Origin of the sequence: Leeuwenhoekiella marinoflava DSM 3653 (assembly GCF_900129005.1) — a bacterium.
GTDB lineage: Bacteria > Bacteroidota > Bacteroidia > Flavobacteriales > Flavobacteriaceae > Leeuwenhoekiella > Leeuwenhoekiella marinoflava.
The window spans coordinates 40420-62760 of record NZ_FQUN01000020.1 but is presented as its reverse complement, the minus strand read 5'-3'; the positions used below and the strand labels follow the sequence as shown (position 1 = coordinate 62760).

General features: G+C 37.0%; 18 protein-coding genes. 16 read left to right on the top strand and 2 right to left on the bottom strand.

Translation table 11 applies throughout. The features are described from left to right. Window positions 1-261: 261 nt before the first annotated feature. Window positions 262-513, bottom strand: a complete 252-nt coding sequence (locus BUB91_RS16895) for a type B 50S ribosomal protein L31 (RefSeq protein WP_073100460.1) — start codon at window positions 511-513, stop codon at window positions 262-264. A 170-nt stretch (window positions 514-683) separates the two neighbouring features. On the opposite strand from BUB91_RS16895, the gene BUB91_RS16890 reads away from it, so the two are divergent. The 7 genes from BUB91_RS16890 to BUB91_RS16860 all read left to right on the top strand — a co-directional run bounded on the left by BUB91_RS16890 (window position 684) and on the right by BUB91_RS16860 (window position 7944). Then, window positions 684-1217: a DUF4199 domain-containing protein gene (locus BUB91_RS16890; RefSeq protein WP_073100459.1), complete on the top strand. Its 534-nt coding sequence runs from the start codon at window positions 684-686 to the stop codon at window positions 1215-1217. A 7-nt stretch (window positions 1218-1224) separates the two neighbouring features. Beyond that, window positions 1225-2172 carry a glycosyltransferase family 2 protein gene (locus tag BUB91_RS16885; RefSeq protein ID WP_073100458.1) on the top strand — a complete coding sequence of 316 codons (948 nt, stop codon included), beginning with the start codon at window positions 1225-1227 and terminating at the stop codon, window positions 2170-2172. A gap of 115 nt (window positions 2173-2287) precedes the next feature. After that, on the top strand, window positions 2288-4006 hold the full coding sequence (locus tag BUB91_RS16880; RefSeq protein ID WP_073100457.1) for a phospho-sugar mutase: 1719 nt from the start codon (window positions 2288-2290) through the stop codon (window positions 4004-4006). 158 nt (window positions 4007-4164) lie between these two features. Next, window positions 4165-5988: an ABC transporter ATP-binding protein gene (locus BUB91_RS16875; RefSeq protein WP_073100456.1), complete on the top strand. Its 1824-nt coding sequence runs from the start codon at window positions 4165-4167 to the stop codon at window positions 5986-5988. 445 nt (window positions 5989-6433) lie between these two features. Further along, complete coding sequence (locus tag BUB91_RS16870; RefSeq protein WP_073100455.1) at window positions 6434-6952, top strand: RNA polymerase sigma factor; 519 nt, start codon at window positions 6434-6436, stop codon at window positions 6950-6952. Window positions 6953-6983: 31 nt separating this feature from the next. Next, window positions 6984-7481 (top strand): hypothetical protein, encoded by a 498-nt coding sequence (locus BUB91_RS16865; RefSeq protein WP_073100454.1) that lies wholly within the window; start codon window positions 6984-6986, stop codon window positions 7479-7481. Window positions 7482-7497: 16 nt separating this feature from the next. Next, on the top strand, window positions 7498-7944 hold the full coding sequence (locus BUB91_RS16860) for a hypothetical protein (RefSeq protein WP_073100453.1): 447 nt from the start codon (window positions 7498-7500) through the stop codon (window positions 7942-7944). Window positions 7945-8032: 88 nt separating this feature from the next. On the opposite strand, the gene BUB91_RS16855 is transcribed toward BUB91_RS16860, so the two are convergent. Beyond that, window positions 8033-9088 (bottom strand): WD40/YVTN/BNR-like repeat-containing protein, encoded by a 1056-nt coding sequence (locus tag BUB91_RS16855; protein ID WP_073100452.1) that lies wholly within the window; start codon window positions 9086-9088, stop codon window positions 8033-8035. Between the two features lie 76 nt (window positions 9089-9164). Here BUB91_RS16855 and BUB91_RS16850 point away from each other — a divergent pair, with 76 nt between their 5' ends. The 9 genes from BUB91_RS16850 (at window position 9165) to BUB91_RS16810 (ending at window position 22291) form a co-directional block, all read left to right on the top strand. Further along, the gene (locus BUB91_RS16850; RefSeq protein WP_073100451.1) at window positions 9165-10385 is read left to right on the top strand and encodes an RsmB/NOP family class I SAM-dependent RNA methyltransferase; all 1221 of its coding nucleotides are present in this window, start codon (window positions 9165-9167) and stop codon (window positions 10383-10385) included. 190 nt (window positions 10386-10575) lie between these two features. Then, complete coding sequence (gene purL / locus BUB91_RS16845) at window positions 10576-14232, top strand: phosphoribosylformylglycinamidine synthase (protein ID WP_073100450.1); 3657 nt, start codon at window positions 10576-10578, stop codon at window positions 14230-14232. A 12-nt stretch (window positions 14233-14244) separates the two neighbouring features. Continuing rightward, a complete protein-coding gene (locus tag BUB91_RS16840) occupies window positions 14245-14631 on the top strand; it encodes a hypothetical protein (protein ID WP_073100449.1) in 387 nt (128 codons plus the stop codon). A 79-nt stretch (window positions 14632-14710) separates the two neighbouring features. Then, window positions 14711-15499, top strand: a complete 789-nt coding sequence (locus BUB91_RS16835) for an HAEPLYID family protein (protein WP_241652648.1) — start codon at window positions 14711-14713, stop codon at window positions 15497-15499. Window positions 15500-15822: 323 nt separating this feature from the next. Further along, a complete protein-coding gene (locus BUB91_RS16830) occupies window positions 15823-17592 on the top strand; it encodes an AMP-dependent synthetase/ligase (protein WP_073100448.1) in 1770 nt (589 codons plus the stop codon). A gap of 134 nt (window positions 17593-17726) precedes the next feature. Next, window positions 17727-18191, top strand: a complete 465-nt coding sequence (locus BUB91_RS16825) for a MarR family winged helix-turn-helix transcriptional regulator (protein ID WP_073100447.1) — start codon at window positions 17727-17729, stop codon at window positions 18189-18191. Continuing rightward, window positions 18188-20596 carry a 3-hydroxyacyl-CoA dehydrogenase/enoyl-CoA hydratase family protein gene (locus BUB91_RS16820; RefSeq protein WP_073100446.1) on the top strand — a complete coding sequence of 803 codons (2409 nt, stop codon included), beginning with the start codon at window positions 18188-18190 and terminating at the stop codon, window positions 20594-20596. The genes BUB91_RS16825 and BUB91_RS16820 overlap by 4 nt, the downstream gene beginning before the upstream one ends. Before the next feature lie 98 nt (window positions 20597-20694). After that, window positions 20695-21888: an acetyl-CoA C-acyltransferase gene (locus tag BUB91_RS16815; RefSeq protein WP_073100445.1), complete on the top strand. Its 1194-nt coding sequence runs from the start codon at window positions 20695-20697 to the stop codon at window positions 21886-21888. 46 nt (window positions 21889-21934) lie between these two features. Continuing rightward, the gene (locus BUB91_RS16810) at window positions 21935-22291 is read left to right on the top strand and encodes a four helix bundle protein (protein WP_073100444.1); all 357 of its coding nucleotides are present in this window, start codon (window positions 21935-21937) and stop codon (window positions 22289-22291) included. Window positions 22292-22341: the final 50 nt, after the last annotated feature.

Below are 22341 nucleotides of genomic sequence, written 5' to 3'. Positions count from 1 at the left end.
CTTGCAACTCAAAAAAAAAGACACAATTAAAAAAGAGGCTGTCTAAAAAGTATTTAACCGGCTTCTTTTTGTGAATATTCTTACTGATAAAAAAGGCAAGAAAAGCCTTTGCTATGCTATACTGATCTTCTTTAAGTTGTGCGCCATAACTATTAAGCCTATTTCAGCAGTTACTTTATCCATTTCGCGCAAAATAACCCAATAAAAAAAGACTGCCTTTTCAGACAGTCTCTTTTGTAATATATCATTGTGAAATAACGCTTATTTAGCGAATTTCTTGTATTTATTTTTGAACTTGTCAATACGACCAGCTGTATCTACTAGTTTAGATTTACCGGTATAGAACGGATGTGATGCTCTAGAAATTTCCAATTTTACCAATGGGTAAGTCTCACCTTCAACTTCTATCGTTTCTCTTGTATTAGCAGTAGATTTTGTTAAAAAAACTTCGTCGTTAGACATGTCTTTAAATGCTACTACTCTATAATTTTCTGGATGTATCTCTTTTTTCATCGTAAATGCTTTAAAATCTGCTCAATTTTGAGGTGCAAATTTAGAAATAAAAAATAATCTGACAACATTATTTTTCAAATAAATTCTAAGACTTTTTAGACTTATAAAAAACGATGTAACGTTTTACTATCTTTGTTGACATATACACAACTTAATATAAAATAATAAAAATGGAAAATACCAGCCAACCATCAAGTAAAAAAATAATGATTACCTACGGAGTTATTTTAGCTGCAGTTTCAATTCTACTGAGCGTATTATCATACGTTATGGGTAATGTTTATCAACCGCACTGGTCTATTCAATTATTTGGATTCTTGGTTTTAATAGCTGTAATTGTTTATGGTATAATAGAATTTAAAAAACAAAATGAAGGATATCTTAAACTCTCTGAAGGCATTAAAATTGGTTTGGGAATAGCCGCTATTTCTGCTGTTCTAGGAGTTTTGTATTTCGTTATATTTACAAAGGTAATTGAACCCAATTATTTTGAAAACTATATTGATTTCCAAAGACAAACAGCAATCGAAACTAATCCTTCAATGACTACAGAACAGATTGATGCAGGTCTTAATATGTCTAAACCCTTTATGAATATTGGTTTTTTTGCAGGTATTCAGTTAATCCTGGCTTTATTTTTCGGGTTCATAGTATCTTTGATTGCTAGTTTAGCAATGAAAAAAGACAATCCATATCAAGAATAGTCACCGCATGCAATTATCGGTAGTTATACCTCTTCTTAACGAAAAAGAATCCCTTCAAGAATTATACGACTGGCTGCTTCGTGTGCTTCAAAAAGAAAAACTCTCTTATGAGATTCTCTTTATTGATGATGGAAGCACAGATGGTTCCTGGCAATTTATAGAAGAACTAGCTGCTCAAAATAGTCAGGTAAAAGGTATTTGCTTTAACCGCAATTACGGAAAAAGTCAGGCTTTAAATGCCGGTTTTCTTGCGGTTGAAGGAGATGTGGTTATCACAATGGATGCTGACCTGCAAGATAGTCCTGATGAGATTCCCGAGCTATATAGAATGATAGCTCAAGAAGGTTACGATATTGTTTCAGGCTGGAAGAAAAAACGATACGATTCGGTTCTTACTAAAAACCTTCCATCGAAACTATTTAACGCAGCTGCTCGCAAAACCAGCGGACTTCAATTACACGACTTTAATTGTGGCTTAAAAGCCTACCGTCTTGATGTTGTTAAAAACATAGACGTTTATGGAGATATGCATCGTTATATTCCGCTTTTAGCAAAAAATGCAGGCTTCTTCAATATCACTGAAAAGCCGGTACAACACCAAGCCCGTAAATATGGTCAGACAAAATTTGGTGCAGACCGTTTCATAAAAGGTTTTCTTGACCTGTTGACTATTTGGTTTACAACTCATTTTGCTAAACGCCCTATGCATCTTTTTGGTACGCTAGGTGCGATTATGTTTATTATTGGTTTTAGTCTTACTGCCTATCTGGGGATAGATAAATTATTTATAAATCCTACAGCTAGATTGCTCACGCAACGCCCCCAATTTTACATTGCACTAACCAGTATGATTATTGGTATGCAATTATTTATTGCCGGTTTTCTAGGCGAACTTGTGCAACGTTCTAAAAACGAAAGACCCCGCTATTTGATAAAAGACAAAAAAGGATTTTAACTCAAGCTTATCTTTAAAATAAAATTACTTCAGATTTCAATCTTAAGGTCGATTCTAGATACTTTACTTTCCGCGAAATGTTTATTTTTGAGTTTTAACGCTATTATTCACAACTATGAATCCAGAAATTAATGCCAAAGCAGAAGCTTGGCTTTCTCCCACCTTTGACGAGACTACGCAAAAAGAAGTAAAAAAACTTATTGAGCAAGATTCTGAAGAACTTACTGAAAGTTTTTACAAAAATCTTGAGTTTGGTACCGGTGGTATGCGAGGTATTATGGGGGTAGGTACAAACCGTATCAACAAATATACGTTAGGAAAAAACACACAAGGTCTATCTAATTATCTTAAAGAAGCATTTCTTGGTAAACTCCTTAAAGTTGCGATTGCCTATGATTGCCGTAATAACAGTAAAGAACTCGCTCAGGTTGTAGCAGATGTTTTCTCTGCAAATGATATTCAAGTTTATTTATTCAGTGATCTTAGAGCTACTCCAGAGTTGAGTTTTGCCGTAAAACACCTAGATTGCCATTGTGGTATTGTTTTGACGGCTAGTCACAACCCACCAGAATATAATGGTTACAAAGTATACTGGCAAGATGGGGGGCAATTGGTTCCTCCACAGGATTCTGAAATTGTAGCAGAAATTGAACGTCTGGATTATAGTGCTGTTAACTTTGATGCAAAAAAAAAACACATCACCTACATAGATAAAGACGTTGATAAAGCTTTTATTAAAGCTTCCTTAGAAAACGGAAGTTTTTCTGAATTAGATAAGCATCGCGATGATGTAACTATTGTGTTTACACCACTTCACGGAACTTCTATTACCATCATTCCTGATGTTCTGGAAGGTGCCGGTTATAAAAATGTACACATAGTTGAAGAACAACGCAAACCTGACGGGAATTTCCCAACCGTAAAGTCTCCTAACCCGGAAGAGCCTGAAGCATTAAAAATGGCGATGGATCTTGCTGAAGAAAAAAATGCAGATATTGTAATAGGTACAGATCCTGACTGTGACCGCCTGGGTATTGCTGTACGTGATAATTCAGGTAAACTGGTTCTTCTGAACGGAAATCAAACCATGGTCGTAATGACCGATTTCTTACTGGAGAACTATTTTGCAAATAACACTGCCAAAGGAAATGAATTTGTAGGCTCTACAATAGTTTCTACTCCTATGATGGAAACACTTGCTAAATCTTACGATATTGAATGTAAATTAGGACTTACCGGCTTTAAATGGATTGCAAAAATGATTGTTGACTATCCCAACCAGAAATTTATAGGAGGCGGTGAAGAGAGTTTTGGGTTTATGGTAGGTGATTTTGTACGCGATAAAGATGCGGTTACCGCTACCCTACTCGCTTGTGAGATTGTTACTAAAGCAAAAAAAGAAGGTTCTTCCTTTTTCAAGAAATTACAAGACTTATACGTGAAACACGGCTTCTTTAAAGAAGATCTTACTTCATTAGTTAAAAAAGGAATTTCCGGAGCTGAAGAAATCAAGCAAACAATGATTGATCTTCGTGAAAATCCACTAACCACTATTAATGGGGAGAAAATTGTAAAAATTGATGATTATGCCTCATCAAAATCATTGAAGGTTTCTACTGGAGAATCTACAGATATTGACATTCCTAAAGCTAATGTTCTTATCTATCATACAGACCAGGGTTCTCGTATTGCAGCGAGACCGAGTGGTACCGAACCAAAAATTAAATTCTATATCAGCGTTAACGATAATGCAGAGAGCTTAGAAGATTTAAAGAAAGTTGAAGAGAAATTAGATGCTAAAATTGCAGGAATTCTAAAAGAATTAGGTATTTAATGCTGAAAAATTATATTTGTCAAACACACCTCTGAAGGAATCTTATCAATTAGAAAAGTTGATTCCAGAAGAATTGAATTAAATTCGCCTCAATATTTCTAGTTATAGAATTATTGAGGTGAACTTTTTAAACAGCCCTTTTACGGGTTTCTTTTGATATGAATTATTTCAAACAAATCTTACAATTTGCTAAGCCGTATAAAAAATATGCGGTACTCAATATTGTATGTAATATTCTATACGCACTTTTTAGCACGCTATCTTTTTTAGCGCTGATACCGGTTATTGAAATTCTATTTGACAAGACGAAGCGTATCACCTTAGAACCTCAATGGGAAGGCTGGAGTAATTTTAAAGATTACAGTGTTGATTATTTTTATTACAATGTAAGTCAACAAGTAGCAGATAATGAGTTATCAGCACTTGTTTATATATGTGCAGTAGTTGTTATACTCTTTTTTCTTAAAAACATATTTGGATATTTAGCTACTTTCTTCATTACCTTTTTGCGTAACGGTGTAATGCGAGATGTACGTGATGCTATTTATGACAAGCTTATAGAACTTCCTATTGCCTATTTCTCAGAAAAAAGAAAAGGCGATACCATCTCTCGTATAACGGCTGATGTTAACGAAGTTGAGCGTTCTTTTCTTTCTATTCTTGAAATGGTTGTACGAGAACCATTAACAATCATTTTTACCATTTTTGCAATGGTAGTCATTAGTCCGGAACTCACCTTATTTGTTTTTATATTCTTACCCATATCAGGAATTATTATTTCTAGAATTGGTAAGTCTCTTAAAAAACAATCCCATCAGGCTCAAGAAGAAAATGGTGCTTTTCTATCTATAGTAGAAGAAACACTTTCAAGTCTGAAGATTATCAAAGGGTTTAACGGCGAAAATCAGTTTAGAAAGAAATTCAGAGACAGTACATCTCGATTAAATTCCATCCTTAATAGTTTGGTTAACCGCCAGAATTTAGCCTCACCAACAAGTGAATTCTTAGGGATTTTTGTGATTGTAGTGATTCTGTGGTTTGGTGGTCAAATGGTACTTGTTGAAGGATCACTAGAGGCTTCTCAGTTTATAGCATTTTTAGGTCTTTCTTATCAGATTCTAACTCCCGCAAAACAAATCAGTAAAGCCTCTTATAGTGTTAAGAAAGGTAATGCAGCTGCGGAACGTATACTTTCCGTTTTAAACACTGAAACAACAATCAAAGACCTTCCTAATGCTCAAAAAGCTCAGGAGTTTAAGGATTCGGTCCGTATAGAAAATGTTTCCTTCAAATATGAAGACGAGAATGTATTGACCAATTTTAGTGCTGTTGTGCCTAAAGGAAAAACCATCGCTCTTGTTGGTCAAAGCGGTAGTGGTAAAAGTACGATTGCAAATCTGGTAACGCGTTTTTACGATGTGAATGAAGGGTCTATAACATTAGATGGCATTGATATAAAACAACTCACAAAAGAGTCTGTACGTGCTCAGATGGGTCTTGTAACTCAAGATTCTATTTTATTTAATGATAGCGTACGCAACAATATTCTTTTAGGTAAACCGGAAGCTAGTGATGAAGAAATAATAGAAGCTCTTAAGATTGCTAATGCCTGGGAGTTTGTAAATGAGCTTCCGCTGAAGTTGGATACCAATATTGGTGATAGCGGTAATAAATTAAGTGGTGGTCAAAAACAACGATTATCTATTGCCAGAGCTGTACTCAAAAATCCACCGATTATGATTCTGGATGAAGCGACTTCTGCGCTGGATACCGAAAGCGAAAGATTGGTGCAAAAAGCTTTAGAAAACATGATGATGAATCGTACTTCTATTGTAATTGCACACCGTTTATCAACCATTCAGAATGCAGATCAAATCATCGTGATGCAACGCGGTAAGATTGTTGAACAAGGAAAACATCAAGAACTGCTTGCACTTAATGGCACTTATAAAAAACTGGTAGATATGCAGTCTTTTGAATAAGAACTAAAGCATTTCAACTCGATTATAGCTTATATAAAAAAACCACATCTTTCGATGTGGTTTTTTTTTGTTGTACAATTTCTTTAGTCGGGTAAAAACTTAAAGATCTTAAAGCAACTTTAATACTTGGGGCAAAAAAGGACTTTTCGTTTAATTACTTACAACAACTTAATTAACAATCAATTACTTACTTAAACACATTTCAAATATAATTGCAAAATTTATTAAAAACAACTAATTCGTGTATTTTATCACGTTAAATATGTTTTTAATCGTTTTTATTGGATTTGTAATCAAAAATATCTTAAACCTAGCTACTACTATTAAGTCTTGAATTCTATATTTAACTATATTTTATATATCATCAGATTAAACCTTTTACTAAAGACTAAGTCTTATCTATTAAGTAAGCATTCAGCATCTAAAAGAGAAAAGAAAACCTTTTTTGAATAGTATAGAAAATCATAACGTAAGTCTAAAGTTTGAGGACCTGGTTAGCGAGTACAAAGAACGCTTGTACTGGCACATAAGGCGTATGGTTATCTCACACGAAGATGCAGATGATGTACTTCAGAATACATTTATAAAGGTTTTTAAAAATTTGAATAATTTCCAAGGAGACAGTCAAGTATACACTTGGTTATATCGAATTGCAACTAATGAATGTCTAACTTTTATCAATAAAAGGAATCGCACAACTCATCTTAGTAATGAAGATTTGCAAGAAAGTCTGGTTACTAGTTTAACAAGTGATCCTTATTTTGATGGAGATGAAGCTCAGCTAAAATTACAACAAGCAATAGATACCTTACCTACAAAACAAAAGCAGGTTTTTGTAATGAAGTACTTTGATGAATTACAGTACAATGAGATTTCAGAAATACTAGGCACATCAGAAGGAGCGCTCAAAGCAAATTACCATTATGCTGTTAAAAAGATAACCGAATACGTTACAGACAATTAAACCTTTTAGAATTAATCAAGTCTAAAAAATAATGAAAAGCGATAAAGAAAATAAAAACAATCAGTTTAACGTTCCTCAAGGCTATTTTGAGTCTTTTGATGAGCGCCTGATGACTGAGCTTAAATTTCAGCAGCTTTTCCCGGAAAAAAGCGATGGATTTACAGTACCTGAAAATTATTTTGATCAGGTCGAAAAAACAATAATTGAACTAAGTAAACCTCAAGGAAAACTGGTTAACTATAATTTCAAAACAATTACAGGTACTGCTGCAGCTATTGCAGCTGTGCTCTTAGTACTCTTTTCTGTAGTAAACCCTATTGATAAGGAAATGGAATTTGATTCTTTAAGCATTACAAGCCTTGAGAGCTATTTTGAAGACGAAGACCGTCTTCAAGACTACTTCTCGAGCGAAGAGTTAAACACCATACAAAACAACACATCCATTTTTGATGATCAGGTCGTTACCGATGATATTATTTATGAATACGTAGATCAAGAAATCATACAAAGTTCATTAAATGACCACTAATCTTAGAAAATCTATTATGAAAAACATAATTATATTATTAATTCTAGGCCTAAGCCTTTCTTTAAATGCACAAAAAAAGGACCGTCACGAACATATAAAAGCTCTTAAAGTTCCCTTTTTAACTGAAGAGTTAGAGTTAACTCCAGCTGAAGCTGAAAAATTTTGGCCCATTTATAATGTCTATGATAATGCAATGAACGATTTGCGCACTCGCGAACGTGATTTATTTCAGGAGAAATTTTCAGAATCAGGTTCTAAAAACAACCTATCTGAAACAGAAGCTAAAAAGTTAATGACTGAATATAATGATATTATAAAAAGAAAATATCAGTTGGAAAGTGAGTTAATGAATAATCTAACTCAAAAATTACCCGCTTCAAAAATGGTTTTCCTTCCAGAGGCAGAACATAAGTTTGGTAAAAAGCTATGGGAAGAATACAAGAAGCGTAAAAACAATAAGTAGTTTCAGTAAGTTTTTTAATTAGCGTTAAAACTGAAAAACAGCCCAAATGGAGCTGTTTTTTTTGTTTGCCAAATAGACATAATCTTACTTATCTAGAAAATTTTAGCTTTGCAACTCTATTCGCTCCTGCTGCGTAAGCTAGCGTATCATTAACAAACTGCATTACATAAAAACCTTCGTCTGTTAGCTTTGTCCAGTTCTTACCTTGATCTTTACTATAACTTATACCATTAGCCCCTGTTGCAATAAGTTCACTCCCATCGTGACCAGGAACAAACTTTACACAGCTGCGATGATTAGGTTCTTTACCGTCTGCGACTAAAGTCCAGGTTTTACCACCATCTGTAGATAAAGCTTTATTTCTGGTATTCCCTTCTGGATTTAAATAATCTCCTCCTATAATAAAACCAATTTGCTCATCATAAAAATCTATAGAATAACCGCCAAAGGTTGGCTCTCCTTGTTTTAATGGTGTTTCAAAAACCTCCCAATTTTCTCCACGATCTCCGGTATGAAAAACACGAGATTTCATTCCACCGGTAATAATCCAAGCATCATCACCTTGCACTGCAATATTGGTGTTACTTGCTGCAAAAGCAGCTTCGCCCTCAGCAGTTTCTGGTAAATTTTCGCAAGAAACTTTCTCCCAACTCGATCCTCCATCACGAGTAATTAAAATTGAAAGACAACTTTCAGTTGGGTCTCCCATTGCAATTCCTTCTTTATCATCCCAGAATTTCATAGAATCATAAAAAACCTTAGGTCCTACTTCCTCATAGACCACTTGCATTTGACCATCATCACCAGTCTTATAAAGCAATGCCGGATTCGCAATACTCAGCATAAAAAAGTCTGAAGCTGTGTGCGCAATAGCTCTAAAACTAGGTGCAAGCGTATCTGCCTTTAAAATATTTGTACTCCATACTTGGGTTTTCGTATTGTACAACCCATATTTACCATCGTTTCCTGCAAATGCCACACTCCCATCATTAAGGATATCTAAGGTACGAATACTTACAGTGTCATTATAAATAGGTTCTACAGTTATACCGGTAACAGGTCCTGATTTTTCATTTTTTTCTGCTGACTTTTCACCACAGCTCATCAACGCTAACAAGCTGAATAAAACAACTGATCTATACATGATTTTAAAATTTTGGGGAATTTAAAACTATTCCTTTTTAATCCTGTACCTTTGCGCGCATTTTAAAACAAATTTTATGCGTTTACATCGCAATCTGGTTTTTGCTGTCATAGACGGTTTAATCGAAATTTTTAACGAAGGAGGCTATGCCGACAAGGTTATTTCAAAACAACTCAAACGTGACAAACGCTGGGGCTCTCGTGATCGCAGCTTTATTGCCGAAACCACTTATGATATTGTAAGATGGAAAAGACTTTACGCAGAAATTGCTGATGTAAAAGAACCTTTTGAACGTAAAGATCTCTGGCGTCTTTTTGCTGTATGGTGCACCCTACGCGGAATAAAACTACCAGAATGGCCTCAGTTTGAAGAAACGCCCACACGACGAATTAAAGGTCGTTTTGACGAATTGTCAAATACTCGTAAATACAGAGAATCTATTCCCGACTGGTTAGATGAATTAGGAGCTGAAGAATTAGGAGCCAAATGGGATGCAGAGATTGCTGCACTTAACAAACAAGCGCCGGTTGTTTTACGTGTAAATCGTTTAAAAGGAGACATCGGTTCATTGCAAACTGCACTCTCTGAAGAAGGCCACGAGACCGAAAATATAAAACCTTATAAAGATGCATTACAGCTTCAGGAACGCGGTAACGTGTTTACTACCGAAGCCTTTAAAAACGGAATGTTTGAAGTTCAAGATGCTTCTTCTCAACTTGTTGCTCCACTACTAGGTGTTGAGCCAGGGATGCGTGTTATAGATGCATGTGCGGGCGCCGGTGGTAAAACCTTGCACTTGGCTGCACAGATGGATAACAAAGGGCAACTTATCGCATTAGACATCTATGGTAATAAATTAAAAGAACTTAAACGTCGTGCGCGTCGTGCAGGGGCTTTTAACATAGAAACTCGCGTGATTGACTCTACTAAGGTTGTCAAAAAATTACATAACTCTGCAGATCGCGTTCTAATCGATGCACCATGTACCGGTCTTGGTGTTTTAAGTCGTAATCCTGATGCGAAGTGGAAATTGCAACCGGAATTTGTAGAAAAGATTAAAGCTACACAACAAAGTATTTTAGTAGATTATTCTAAAATGGTTAAGCCCGGCGGAAAAATGGTCTATGCAACCTGCTCTATTCTACCTTCTGAAAATCAAGAACAAGTAAAAAAGTTCTTAAAAACTGAAGAAGGAAAAGATTTCAGCATAGAAAAACAAAAAACCGTGCTTTCTAGTGAGAGCGGCTATGACGGTTTTTACATGTGTCTGATGGTTAAGAAAAATAAAGAAGCTTAATTATACAAAGTTTTTTGATTGATAAACCCCATAACGTTTGAACACTATGGGGTTTATCATTAGAAATCTATACGTTTTTGACTACTTACTTATCAACAAACAGATAATTATATCTGTGAATTTGTTTGATTACAATACTGTTTCTAACCGTTAAAAATCATTAAATTTGTGGCTTCTTAGCAAAAGCACTATGATTCATTTTTTCGGTTCACAAGACACCAAAATTTACGCAGTTCAAGCCAACGCTGAACTATCAGAGGAAACTACAAATAAGCTCATCTGGCTTTTTGGCAACCAACCTAAAATAGAAGCGTCTGCAATTGACGCTTTTTTTATTGGTCCCCGCGCTACAATGATTACACCGTGGAGTACCAATGCGGTTGAGATCACTCAGAATATGGGTATTGAAGGCATTAATAGAATTGAAGAATTCGTCGCTGGCAAAGCCGAATTTGATCCGATGCTTTCTCAGCAATATGCAAAATTAGACCAAGACATTTTTGCTATAAATATTCAGCCGGAAGCTATCAAAGCCATTGAAGATATTCAGGCATACAATAAGCAGGAAGGTTTGGCGCTTAATGAGGAAGAGGTTGCATACTTAGAAGGTGTTGCAGCACGCATTGGTCGCCCGTTAACGGATTCTGAAGTATTTGGTTTCAGTCAGGTGAATTCAGAACATTGCCGCCATAAAATTTTCAACGGAACATTTGTTATTGATGGGAAAACCATGCCTTCTTCCCTATTCAAAATGATTCGTAAAACTTCCGAAGAAAATCCTAACGAAATTGTTTCGGCTTATAAAGATAATGTTGCTTTTGTAAAAGGTCCTAAAGCGACTCAGTTTGCACCTGCAACCGCAGATAAACCTGATTTTTATACCGAAAAAGAATTTGAAAGTGTGCTTTCGCTTAAAGCAGAGACACACAACTTCCCTACGACTGTAGAACCTTTTAACGGTGCTGCTACTGGTGCCGGTGGTGAAATTAGAGACCGTTTGGCAGGTGGTCAAGGTTCACTTCCGTTAGCAGGTACTGCTGTTTATATGACGGCTTACTCAAGACTTAAAGAAGATCGCCCGTGGGAAGATGCTATGCCAGCTCGCAAGTGGTTGTATCAGACTCCAATTGATATTTTAATCAAAGCTTCTAACGGAGCCTCAGATTTTGGTAACAAATTTGGTCAACCTTTAATCGCAGGATCCGTACTAACTTTTGAGCATGATGAAGCGGGACGTAAGCTTGGTTTTGATAAAGTAATCATGCAAGCCGGTGGAATTGGATATGGCAAAAAAGGACAAGCTTTAAAAGAAAAACCGGAAACCGGAGATAAGATTGTAATTCTGGGTGGTGATAACTACCGTATAGGAATGGGTGGAGCTGCTGTTTCTTCGGCAGACACCGGTGCTTTTAGTTCAGGGATTGAACTGAATGCGATACAGCGTTCTAATCCAGAAATGCAAAAACGTGCTGCTAATGCCATTCGTGGAATGGTTGAGAGTGATGAGAACACCATTGTTTCTATTCACGATCACGGTGCCGGTGGTCACTTAAACTGTCTTTCTGAATTGGTTGAAGAAACCGGTGGATTGATTGACCTTGATAAATTGCCGGTGGGTGATCCTACGCTTTCGGCTAAAGAAATTATTGGTAACGAATCTCAAGAACGTATGGGACTTGTGATTGGTGCCAATCAACTAAAAACATTAAAAGCGATTTCTGATCGCGAGCGCTCACCGATGTATGAAGTGGGTGACGTTACCGGCGACCATAGATTCACATTTAAATCGGCTACCACAGGTGCTGCACCGATGGATTTGGCGATGGAAGATATGTTTGGCAGTTCGCCAAAAACGGTAATGGTTGATTCTAAAATACACCGTATTTACAGCGATGTTTCCTATTCATTAGAGAACTTCCACGAGTACTTAGAAAACGTTTTACAGCTTGAAGCTGTTGCCTCTAAAGACTGGTTAACCAACAAGGTTGATCGTTGTGTAGGGGGCCGTGTAGCTAAACAACAATGTGTGGGAAGCTTACAAATTCCATTAAATAATGTTGGGGTGATGGCTCTTGATTTTAAATCTAAAAATGGAGTAGCAACTTCTATAGGGCATTCTCCCGTAAGTGGATTGATTGATCCCGTTGCCGGAAGTAAAAACAGTATTGCAGAAGCCTTAACCAATTTGGTTTGGGCACCGTTAGAGAAAGGTTTAAAATCGGTTTCTCTTTCTGCAAACTGGATGTGGCCGTGTAATAACGTGGGTGAAGATGCGCGTTTGTATGAGGCTGTAGAAGCGGTTTCTGAATTTGCAATAGACCTAGGTATCAACGTACCTACCGGAAAAGATTCACTTTCGATGAAACAAAAATATCCTGAAGGAGAGGTGCTTGCACCGGGAACTGTGATTATTTCAGCTGCCGGAAGCTGTAGTGATATTAATGGCGTTGTAGAGCCTGTTTTGGATACTGAAGCAGGTTCTATTTATTATTTAAATCTATCTCAGGATGGGTTTAAATTGGGCGGTTCTTCTTTTGCTCAGATTCAAAATAAAGTGGGTATGGAAGCACCAAGCATTAAAGACAATGCTGCTTTCGCGAAAACTTTTAACGTACTACAAAACCTAATCAAAAGTGATCTGATCGCTGCCGGTCACGATGTGGCTTCAGGCGGATTGATTACAACTTTGCTCGAATTATGTTTTGCTGAAAATAAGCTGGGAGCATCTGTTGATTTTTCAGCTTTTGCTGAACAAGATATTATCAAAATATTATTTGCAGAAAACGCTGGAGTCGTAATTCAAGCTACTAATGATACAGCTGTTGAAAATGCCTTTGCAGAAAACGATATTACATTCTATAAATTAGGAACAGTTACTACTTCTGACGAACTTGTAATCAAACAAGGCTCAATTGAAATTGGTTTAAACATTCCTTCGTTACGCAGAAAATGGTTTGAAACTTCTTATTTATTAGATCAGAAACAAACTGCTAATAACCTTGCAGAAGATCGTTACCAAAACTTCGATAAACAAGATCTAAAATTTGAATTTCCGAAGCATTTCACAGGAATAAAACCTGCAATTGACGCTTCTAAACCAAGACCTAAAGCAGCTATCCTACGTGAAAAAGGTAGTAATTCGGAGCGTGAAATGGCAAATGCGATGTTCCTTGCCGGTTTTGATGTAAAAGACGTGCATATGACCGATTTGATTAGTGGTCGTGAAACACTTGAAGATATTCAGTTTATTGGTGCTGTGGGTGGTTTTTCAAACTCAGATGTTTTAGGTTCTGCAAAAGGTTGGGCCGGAGCATTCTTGTATAATGAGAAAGCTAATACAGCGCTAAAAAATTTCTTTGCACGACCCGATACCCTTTCAGTAGGGATCTGTAACGGTTGTCAGCTTTTTGTTGAGTTGGATCTGATTAACCCGGAACACGACAAAAAAACAAAAATGCTGCATAACGATTCGAATAAACACGAAAGCGGTTTTACCAGTGTAAAGATTGAGAAAAATGATTCTGTAATGCTTTCTACTTTAGAAGGCGCAACTTTAGGTGTTTGGATTTCTCACGGAGAAGGAAAATTTGAACTTCCGCTTAGCGAAAAGCACTACAATATTGTAGCTAAATATGGTTATGATGCGTATCCCGCAAATCCTAATGGAAGTAGCTTTAACACAGCAATGATGACTGACAAAACCGGTCGTCACTTAATAACAATGCCCCATATTGAGCGCTCTATCTTTCAGTGGAATTGGGCAAACTACCCTAAAGGTCGCAAAGACGAGGTAAGTCCTTGGATTGAAGCTTTTGAAAATGCAAGATTGTGGATTGAGAAGCAGTAATTTGAAATAGAAATGAGAGGTCTGAACCGTAAACATACTGGTATTCGCATATTTTGGGGACTTATCGCCCTCTATATGCTCAATATCTGTGTAGATAGTCCAGACCTGTTTCCTAATCGGCCAGAAAATCTTAATATTAACGATCAGGAAAGTGTTATTGAGTTGGTTGTTGAACAGGTTTTTGATCTTGGGGATGTGATTCCTGAATACGACGATAATGACACTGAAGAACACACCTCTTCTAAAACTCCAGTCAATCTAGACCACTTTATAGTTGACGACTCTGTAATTGCTTTTCAGCAAGATTTCAGCCTTTTAAAAAAACAGAATACGCTTTTTGCGCTAGCTAATTTGCGAAATCCTTTTTTGAAAGTTGACGCTCCCCCACCCAAATATTAATTTGTTTATTCCGCATTATTGAACACCTCAATTTTTGAGGTGCATTATCGCATTCAATACATTCATTAAACAAATTAAAATGAAACTATTACCATTAGTGCTGCTCTTTGCGGTACTCACCCACTATACCTATGCTCAAGAAACTGAGAACAACGCTGTAAAAGACAGCTTATATATTTCTGAAGTTGAAGAACGTAAAGAACCTTTAAAAATACTGCATGCAGAACCTTTATACATTGATCTCATAAGGGACCTTGGAGCCCGCAAAGGAGAACGCGAATGGAATATAGGATTAGGTCTCACAGATAACAGCAAGTATGATGAGTACTTGGCTCTTGTAGAATATGAATGGGCGCCTGCAGATCGTCTGGGCCTTGAAATAGAATTGCCGTTTTCATTGCATTATCCTATCAATGGTAATGATAGCGCACCCGGTAATAAACTAAATAGTATAAAACTTGCCGGTCAGTATACCTTTTACGTTTCTGACAAGCAAAAAATCAGTATGGCTTTTGGATACATTCAGGAGTTTGAACTTACAGCATTTAATTCTTTTGGTAAAGAACCGCTTTTTGAAGGCAATGTTTATAATCCGTTTTTTATTGCTGCAAAAAGGCTTGGCAGTAACTTTCACACGTTACTTTATACTGGTCCGGCAATTTCGCATCACTTTAGTAACGGAACCCTTAAAACCAGCTGGCAAGTCAACAGTAATATTCATTATATGATTTCAGGAACCCGTAATTTTCTGGGTATTGAATTTAATAAAGAATTTAATCAGGGAGATTTTGATATGACTATACGACCTCAGCTTCGGTTAGACGTAGCCGACAAGCTGCTTATAGGCATTGTCACCGGTATCCAATAAACCGAGAAACAGAGCGTTTTAGCTCGTTCTTACGGCTTATCTATGAACCTGGTCCCCAAAAAGCACACTAATTCTAAAAAAACAGACTCTCTTTAAACAATAGTAATAATATGGTGGTCTCTTTCTCAAAAGCCACCTTATTCATTTTTAATCAATACAACGTTGTAAATTTTTCTAAAATCGTATAAAAAGGTTTGTAAATTCGCTATTTTGCAGTAAATATTTATTCTGAGAATAACCCCAAACTAGTTTTTAGAAACTTTTATTTCATAAAACTTCAACGTTCTATCACTCACTATTGTAAGTTAACCTATATTATTATCATGGAAATTAAACGTCTTTTTGACTTCCCCTATCACCAGCTTGAACAGTATAATCTGAAAGAGGCACTGGTTACTAAATATGATGGGAAATGGGTCGCTACAACTACAAAATCTTATATAGACCAAGCTAATGCGGTAAGTCGAGGACTTTTAAAACTGGGTTTGAAACCTAATGACAAGGTTGCGGTTATCTCTTCAACAAATCGTACCGAGTGGAATATTATGGATATTGGTATTCTACAATTAGGTGCTCAAAACGTGCCTATATATCCAACGATTTCGGAAGAAGAATATGAGTATGTACTCAACCACAGTGAGTCTATCTACTGTTTTGTTTCAGATAAAGAAGTACTTGATAAGGTAAATGCCATTAAAGCAAATGTGCCTACTTTAAAAGATGTTTTCAGTTTTGATAAGATTGACGGTTGCAAAAGCTGGGATGCAGTTAAAGAAGATGACACTAATTTACAGCCCGAAGTAGAGAAACTTAAAGATGCGGTTAAAGAAGACGATCTAGCTACACTAATTTATACTTCAGGAACAACCGGAAGGCCTAAAGGTGTTATGCTAAGTCATAAAAACGTGGCTTCAAATGCCTTGAACAGTGCTTCCAGATTCCCTATCATACCGGGGCAAAGTAAAGCTCTGAGCTTTTTACCGGTTTGTCACATCTATGAACGCATGTTGATGTATCTCTATCAATACACAGGAGTTTCCATCTATTTTGCTGAAAGCTTAGAGACAATCAGTGAAAATCTTAAAGAGGTTCAACCTGAAGTAATGACTGCTGTTCCTCGGTTGCTAGAAAAGGTATATGATAAAATAATCGCAAAAGGAGCTGCGCTTACCGGAGTTAAAAAGAAGTTATTTTTCTGGGCGGTTGAGACCGGCTTAGAATATGAGCCTTATGGTGAAAATGGCTGGTGGTATGAACAAAAGCTAGGCATTGCCCGCAAACTCATTTTTAGTAAATGGCAAGAAGCTTTAGGAGGAAATCTAAAAGTTATCGCTTCAGGTAGTGCTGCCTTACAACCTAGATTAGCTCGAGTTTTTAATGCTGCAGATATTGCTGTTATGGAAGGTTACGGTCTTACCGAAACTTCTCCGGTTATTTCAGTAAATGATATGCGTGATAAAGGCTTCAAAATTGGTACTGTTGGCAAACCTATTCCACAGACCGAAGTTAAGATAGCCGAAGACGGTGAAATTCTCATAAAAGGTCCACAAGTTATGATTGGTTATTATAAAGATCAAGAGAAAACCGATGAAGTTTTAGAAGATGGATATTTCCATACAGGAGATATCGGTGAGATTGATAAGGAAGGTTTTCTTAAAATTACAGACCGTAAAAAGGAAATGTTTAAAACCAGTGGCGGTAAATACGTTGCTCCTCAACTTATAGAAAATGCCATGAAGCAATCCCGTTTTATTGAACACATCATGGTTGTAGGCGAAGGTGAGAAAATGCCTGCTGCATTAATTCAACCTAATTTTGAGTTCGTTGCAGAATGGGCCAAATTGAAAAATATCAATGTAGGTTCTACAAATAAAGAAATTGCAGAAAACAAAGAAGTTCAAAAACGTATTATGGAAGATGTGAATCTTCATAATGAAAAGTTTGGTAAATGGGAGCGGGTTAAAAAAATCGAACTTACTCCAGATGAATGGAGTATAGAAGCGGGTCACCTCACTCCTACTATGAAGTTGAAACGACGCATAGTAAAAGAGAAATACATCAAGTTGTATAATAACATATACGAGCATCATTAATTTATAAAACTCCTTAGAAATAAGGAGTTTTTTTATGAATATACCCATCTTTAGAGGAATCAGATAATAATCTTATAAAATTTCCTTAATTTATTATGCGTGCATAGTATTATTTTTTAACTTTACGCAAACGTATGAGTAGAAAAGATATTACAATAGATCACGCACTTAGGGCAACCTGGCAAGCCATTACAAAAATGTATAATGAGCAAGCTGCAAAATTAGACAGTACAATGGCTACAGGTTTTGCATTACTAAGTATAGACCCGGAAGAAGGGACACCTTCAACAGCTCTGGGTCCACGTATGGGAATGGAGGCCACAAGCCTTTCACGCACCTTAAAATCGATGGAAGAACGCGGACTTATAGAACGTAAGCCCAATCCTGCTGACGGAAGAGGTGTTCTTATTTTCCTGACGGAATTTGGTAAGGAAAATCGCGATTTCAGTAAAGACCGGGTTTTGAGGTTTAATGATGCCATTCGTGCAAACATTGATGATGAAAAAGTAGATCATTTCTTTGAGGTCATTCACGTCATCAATGATTTGATTCAAAACAAAAAAATATATAACAATTCTGAAACTACTATAAAACAATGAGTAAAAGACGAATAAATAAAGTTGCAGTTATTGGCTCCGGAATTATGGGAAGCGGGATCGCTTGTCATTTTGCTAATATAGGGGTTGAAGTACTGTTGCTAGACATAGTTCCTCGTGAACTAACCGACAAAGAGAAAGCAAAAGGTTTAACATTAGAAGATCAAGCGGTACGTGACCGTATGGTTAATGACCATCTTCAGAACGCGTTAAAATCTAAGCCCTCGCCTATTTACCATAAAGATTTTGCAAAGCGCATCTCTACTGGTAATATGGAAGATGATATCGCAAAAGTTAAAGATGTAGATTGGATTATTGAAGTCGTAATCGAGCGCTTAGATATAAAAAAACAGGTTTTTGAAAAGCTTGACAAGTACCGCACTCCAGGTACGCTCATCACTTCAAATACTTCAGGTATTCCTATTCAGTTTATGAATGAAGGAAGAAGCGAAGATTTCCAGAAGCATTTCTGTGGAACACACTTTTTCAATCCGGCTCGTTACTTAGATCTTTTTGAGATCATTCCGGGACCTAATACAGATCAAGAAGTTTTAGATTTCTTGAATGTCTATGGCGAAAAATTCCTTGGTAAAACTTCGGTTGTAGCAAAAGATACTCCTGCCTTCATTGGTAATCGCGTAGGTACTTATAGTATTATGAGTTTATTCCATACGGTTGAAGAACTTGGGATGACCGTTGAAGAAGTAGATAAATTGACCGGTCCGGTAATTGGGCGTCCTAAGTCGGCAACCTTCCGTACGGTTGATGTTGTAGGGCTTGATACTTTGGTTCACGTCGCAAACGGTATTCGTGAAAATGTAAAAAATGATGAACGCGCTGAATTGTTCGCATTACCCAATTACATCAATACAATGCACGACAACAAATGGCTGGGAAGTAAAACCGGTCAGGGTTTTTATAAGAAAATTAAAAAGGAAGATGGTTCTAGTGAGATTCTTACATTAGACCTCAATTCTATGGACTATAGAGCGAATAAACGAGCTTCGTTTAGTACGCTTGAAATGACCAAATCAATAGATAATGTAGCAGATCGTTTTCCGGTTTTAGTAAAAGGAAAAGACAAAGCAGGTGAATTCTTCCGTAAGAATTTTGCCGGTTTATTTGCTTACGTACAAAATAGAATTCCTGAAATCACAGACGAACTTTACAAAATTGATGATGCGATGCGTGCCGGTTACGGTTGGGAGCACGGTCCATTTCAAATTTGGGATGCTGTAGGAATTGAAAAAGGAATTGAATTGATGAAAACCGAAGGTTATGAAATAGCTGATTGGGTTTCAGAAATGGTTTCTTCCGGTAAAGAAACATTCTATACGGTAAAAGAAGGAAGTACGTTCTACTATGATATTCCGAAGAAAGAATATGTGAAGAAACCGGGACAGGATGGTTTCATTATTCTAGATAACATCCGTAAATCAAAAGAGGTTTTCAAAAATAGCGGTGTCGTTGTTGAAGATCTTGGCGACGGAATCCTAAACTTAGAATTCCGTTCTAAGATGAATGCTATTGGCGGTGATGTCCTAGCAGGCTTGAATCGTGCGATTGACATTGCAGAAAAAGATTTTGCCGGACTCGTAGTCGCAAATCAAGGTAAGAACTTTTCCGTTGGTGCCAATATCGGGATGATTTTTATGATGGCTGTTGAGCAGGAATATGATGAACTTAACGCGGCTATAAAATATTTCCAAGATAGTTGTATGCGCTTACGCTACTCTTCTATTCCTACTGTTGTTGCGCCACACGCGATGACACTGGGCGGTGGCTGCGAGATGACACTGCACGCTGACCGCGTAGTTGCAGCTGCAGAAAGTTATATCGGTCTTGTTGAATTTGGCGTTGGAGTAATTCCCGGCGGTGGTGGTTCTAAAGAAATGACGCTTAGAGCTTCAGAAACGTATCATAAAGATGATGTAGAATTGAACCGTCTGCGTGAGTATTTCTTAGCTATTGGTATGGCAAAAGTTTCTACTTCGGCGCATGAAGCATATGATTTAGGCATTCTTAAAAAAGGGAAAGATATCGTGGTGGTCAATAAAGACCGTCAGCTTGCTGCCGCTAAAGAAGTAGCTAAATTTATGGCGGAACAAGGTTATACCAAACCTATTGAACGTACCGATATTAAAGTTTTGGGTAAACAAGCTCTAGGTGCCTTTTTAGTAGGTACAGATCAGATGAACGCCGGTAAATACATCAGTGATCACGATAAGAAAATCGCTAACAAACTGGCTTATGTAATGGCTGGTGGAGATCTTTCTGAAGCTTCTTATGTAAGCGAGCAATACCTGCTTGATCTGGAGCGTGAAGCTTTCTTAAGTCTTTGTGGCGAACGCAAAACTTTAGAACGTCTAGAGCATATGATCAAGAAAGGGAAACCGTTGAGAAATTAAGGTAGATATTAGAAAAAAGATAATAGAACAGAGACGGTAAAGAGATTCCAAAATCTATTCTCTTTTATCTTTTCTCTTTACTCTAAAAAATATACAAAATGAGCAAAACAGCATATATCGTAAAAGCATACAGAACAGCCGTGGGGAAAGCCCCTCGCGGATTGTTTCGATTTAAAAGACCAGATGAGTTGGCCGCTGAAACCATAGAACATATGATGAATGAGCTGCCTAACTTTGATAAAACACGCATTGATGATGTGATGGTGGGAAACGCGATGCCAGAAGCTGAGCAAGGTCTTAACGTAGGACGTCTCATCTCACTTATGGGATTAAAAATTGAAGACGTACCGGGCGTTACGGTTAACCGCTATTGCGCTTCAGGGATTGAAACGATCGCGATGGCCTCAGCTAAAATACAAGCGGGAATGGCAGATTGTATCATCGCTGGTGGTGCAGAAAGTATGAGTTACATCCCAATGGGTGGTTATAAACCCGTACCAGACTATAAAGTAGCAAAAGCAGGTAACGAAGATTACTACTGGGGAATGGGTTTAACAGCAGAAGCTGTTGCCAACCAATTCAACGTGTCCCGAGAAGATCAGGATGAGTTTGCTTTCAATTCACATCAAAAAGCATTGAAAGCTCAGAAAGAAGATCGTTTTCAGGATCAGATTGTCCCCATCACTGTGGAGCATACGTTTGTAAATAATTCGGGGAAAAAAGAAACTAAAAACTACACGGTAAATAAAGATGAAGGTCCGCGTGCAGACACCAAGCTTGAAATTCTTGCAAAACTACGTCCTGTTTTCGCCGAAGGCGGAAGTGTAACCGCTGGTAACTCTTCGCAAATGAGTGACGGTGCGGCGTTTGTTCTAGTAATGAGCGAGGAAATGGTAAAAGAACTTAATCTGGAACCAATCGCACGCTTAGTAAATTTTGCAGCCGTAGGTGTTGAACCTCGCATTATGGGTATTGGGCCTGTTAAGGCTATTCCAAAAGCTTTAAAACAAGCCGGACTTCAGCAGAATGATATTGATTTGATAGAGTTGAACGAAGCCTTTGCTTCTCAATCTCTTGCGGTAATTAGAGAACTTGATCTAGATCCGGATATCGTAAATGTAAACGGTGGTGCTATCGCATTAGGTCATCCATTAGGGTGTACGGGAGCAAAACTTTCGGTACAGCTTTTTGATGAAATGCGTAAACGCGATATGAAGAGTAAATACGGGGTTGTGACGATGTGCGTAGGTACAGGTCAAGGCGCAGCCGGGGTATATGAGTTTTTGAACTAGAGTCCCAGAAGAAAGATAATAGAACAGAGATCAAAGATTTATAAATATGAATAGAAAAAGGCATAATTATAAAAATTTGAAAATTTGGTCTTTAGGTTTAGAGATAGCTTGCGACATCTCAGACATATTAGAATCTTTTCCCAAACATGAAAGATTCGATCTGTCATCGCAAATGAGCAGGGCAGCTACATCTATTCCAAGTAATATATCAGAGGGATCATCAAGAACAGATAAAGCATTTAGCACGTTCATTGATTATGCTCTGGGTTCCTCATTTGAATTGGGAACACAATTACATATAGCACGACACAAAAACTATATAGACGATAAAAAATTAATTGAATTAGAAACTAAAATTCAGGAATGGCAAAAAATGACAATGGGTTTTCAAAATGGTTTGTAACTATAAGTCTATTCTCTTTTTTCTCTATTCTTTATTCTTAAATACACTAC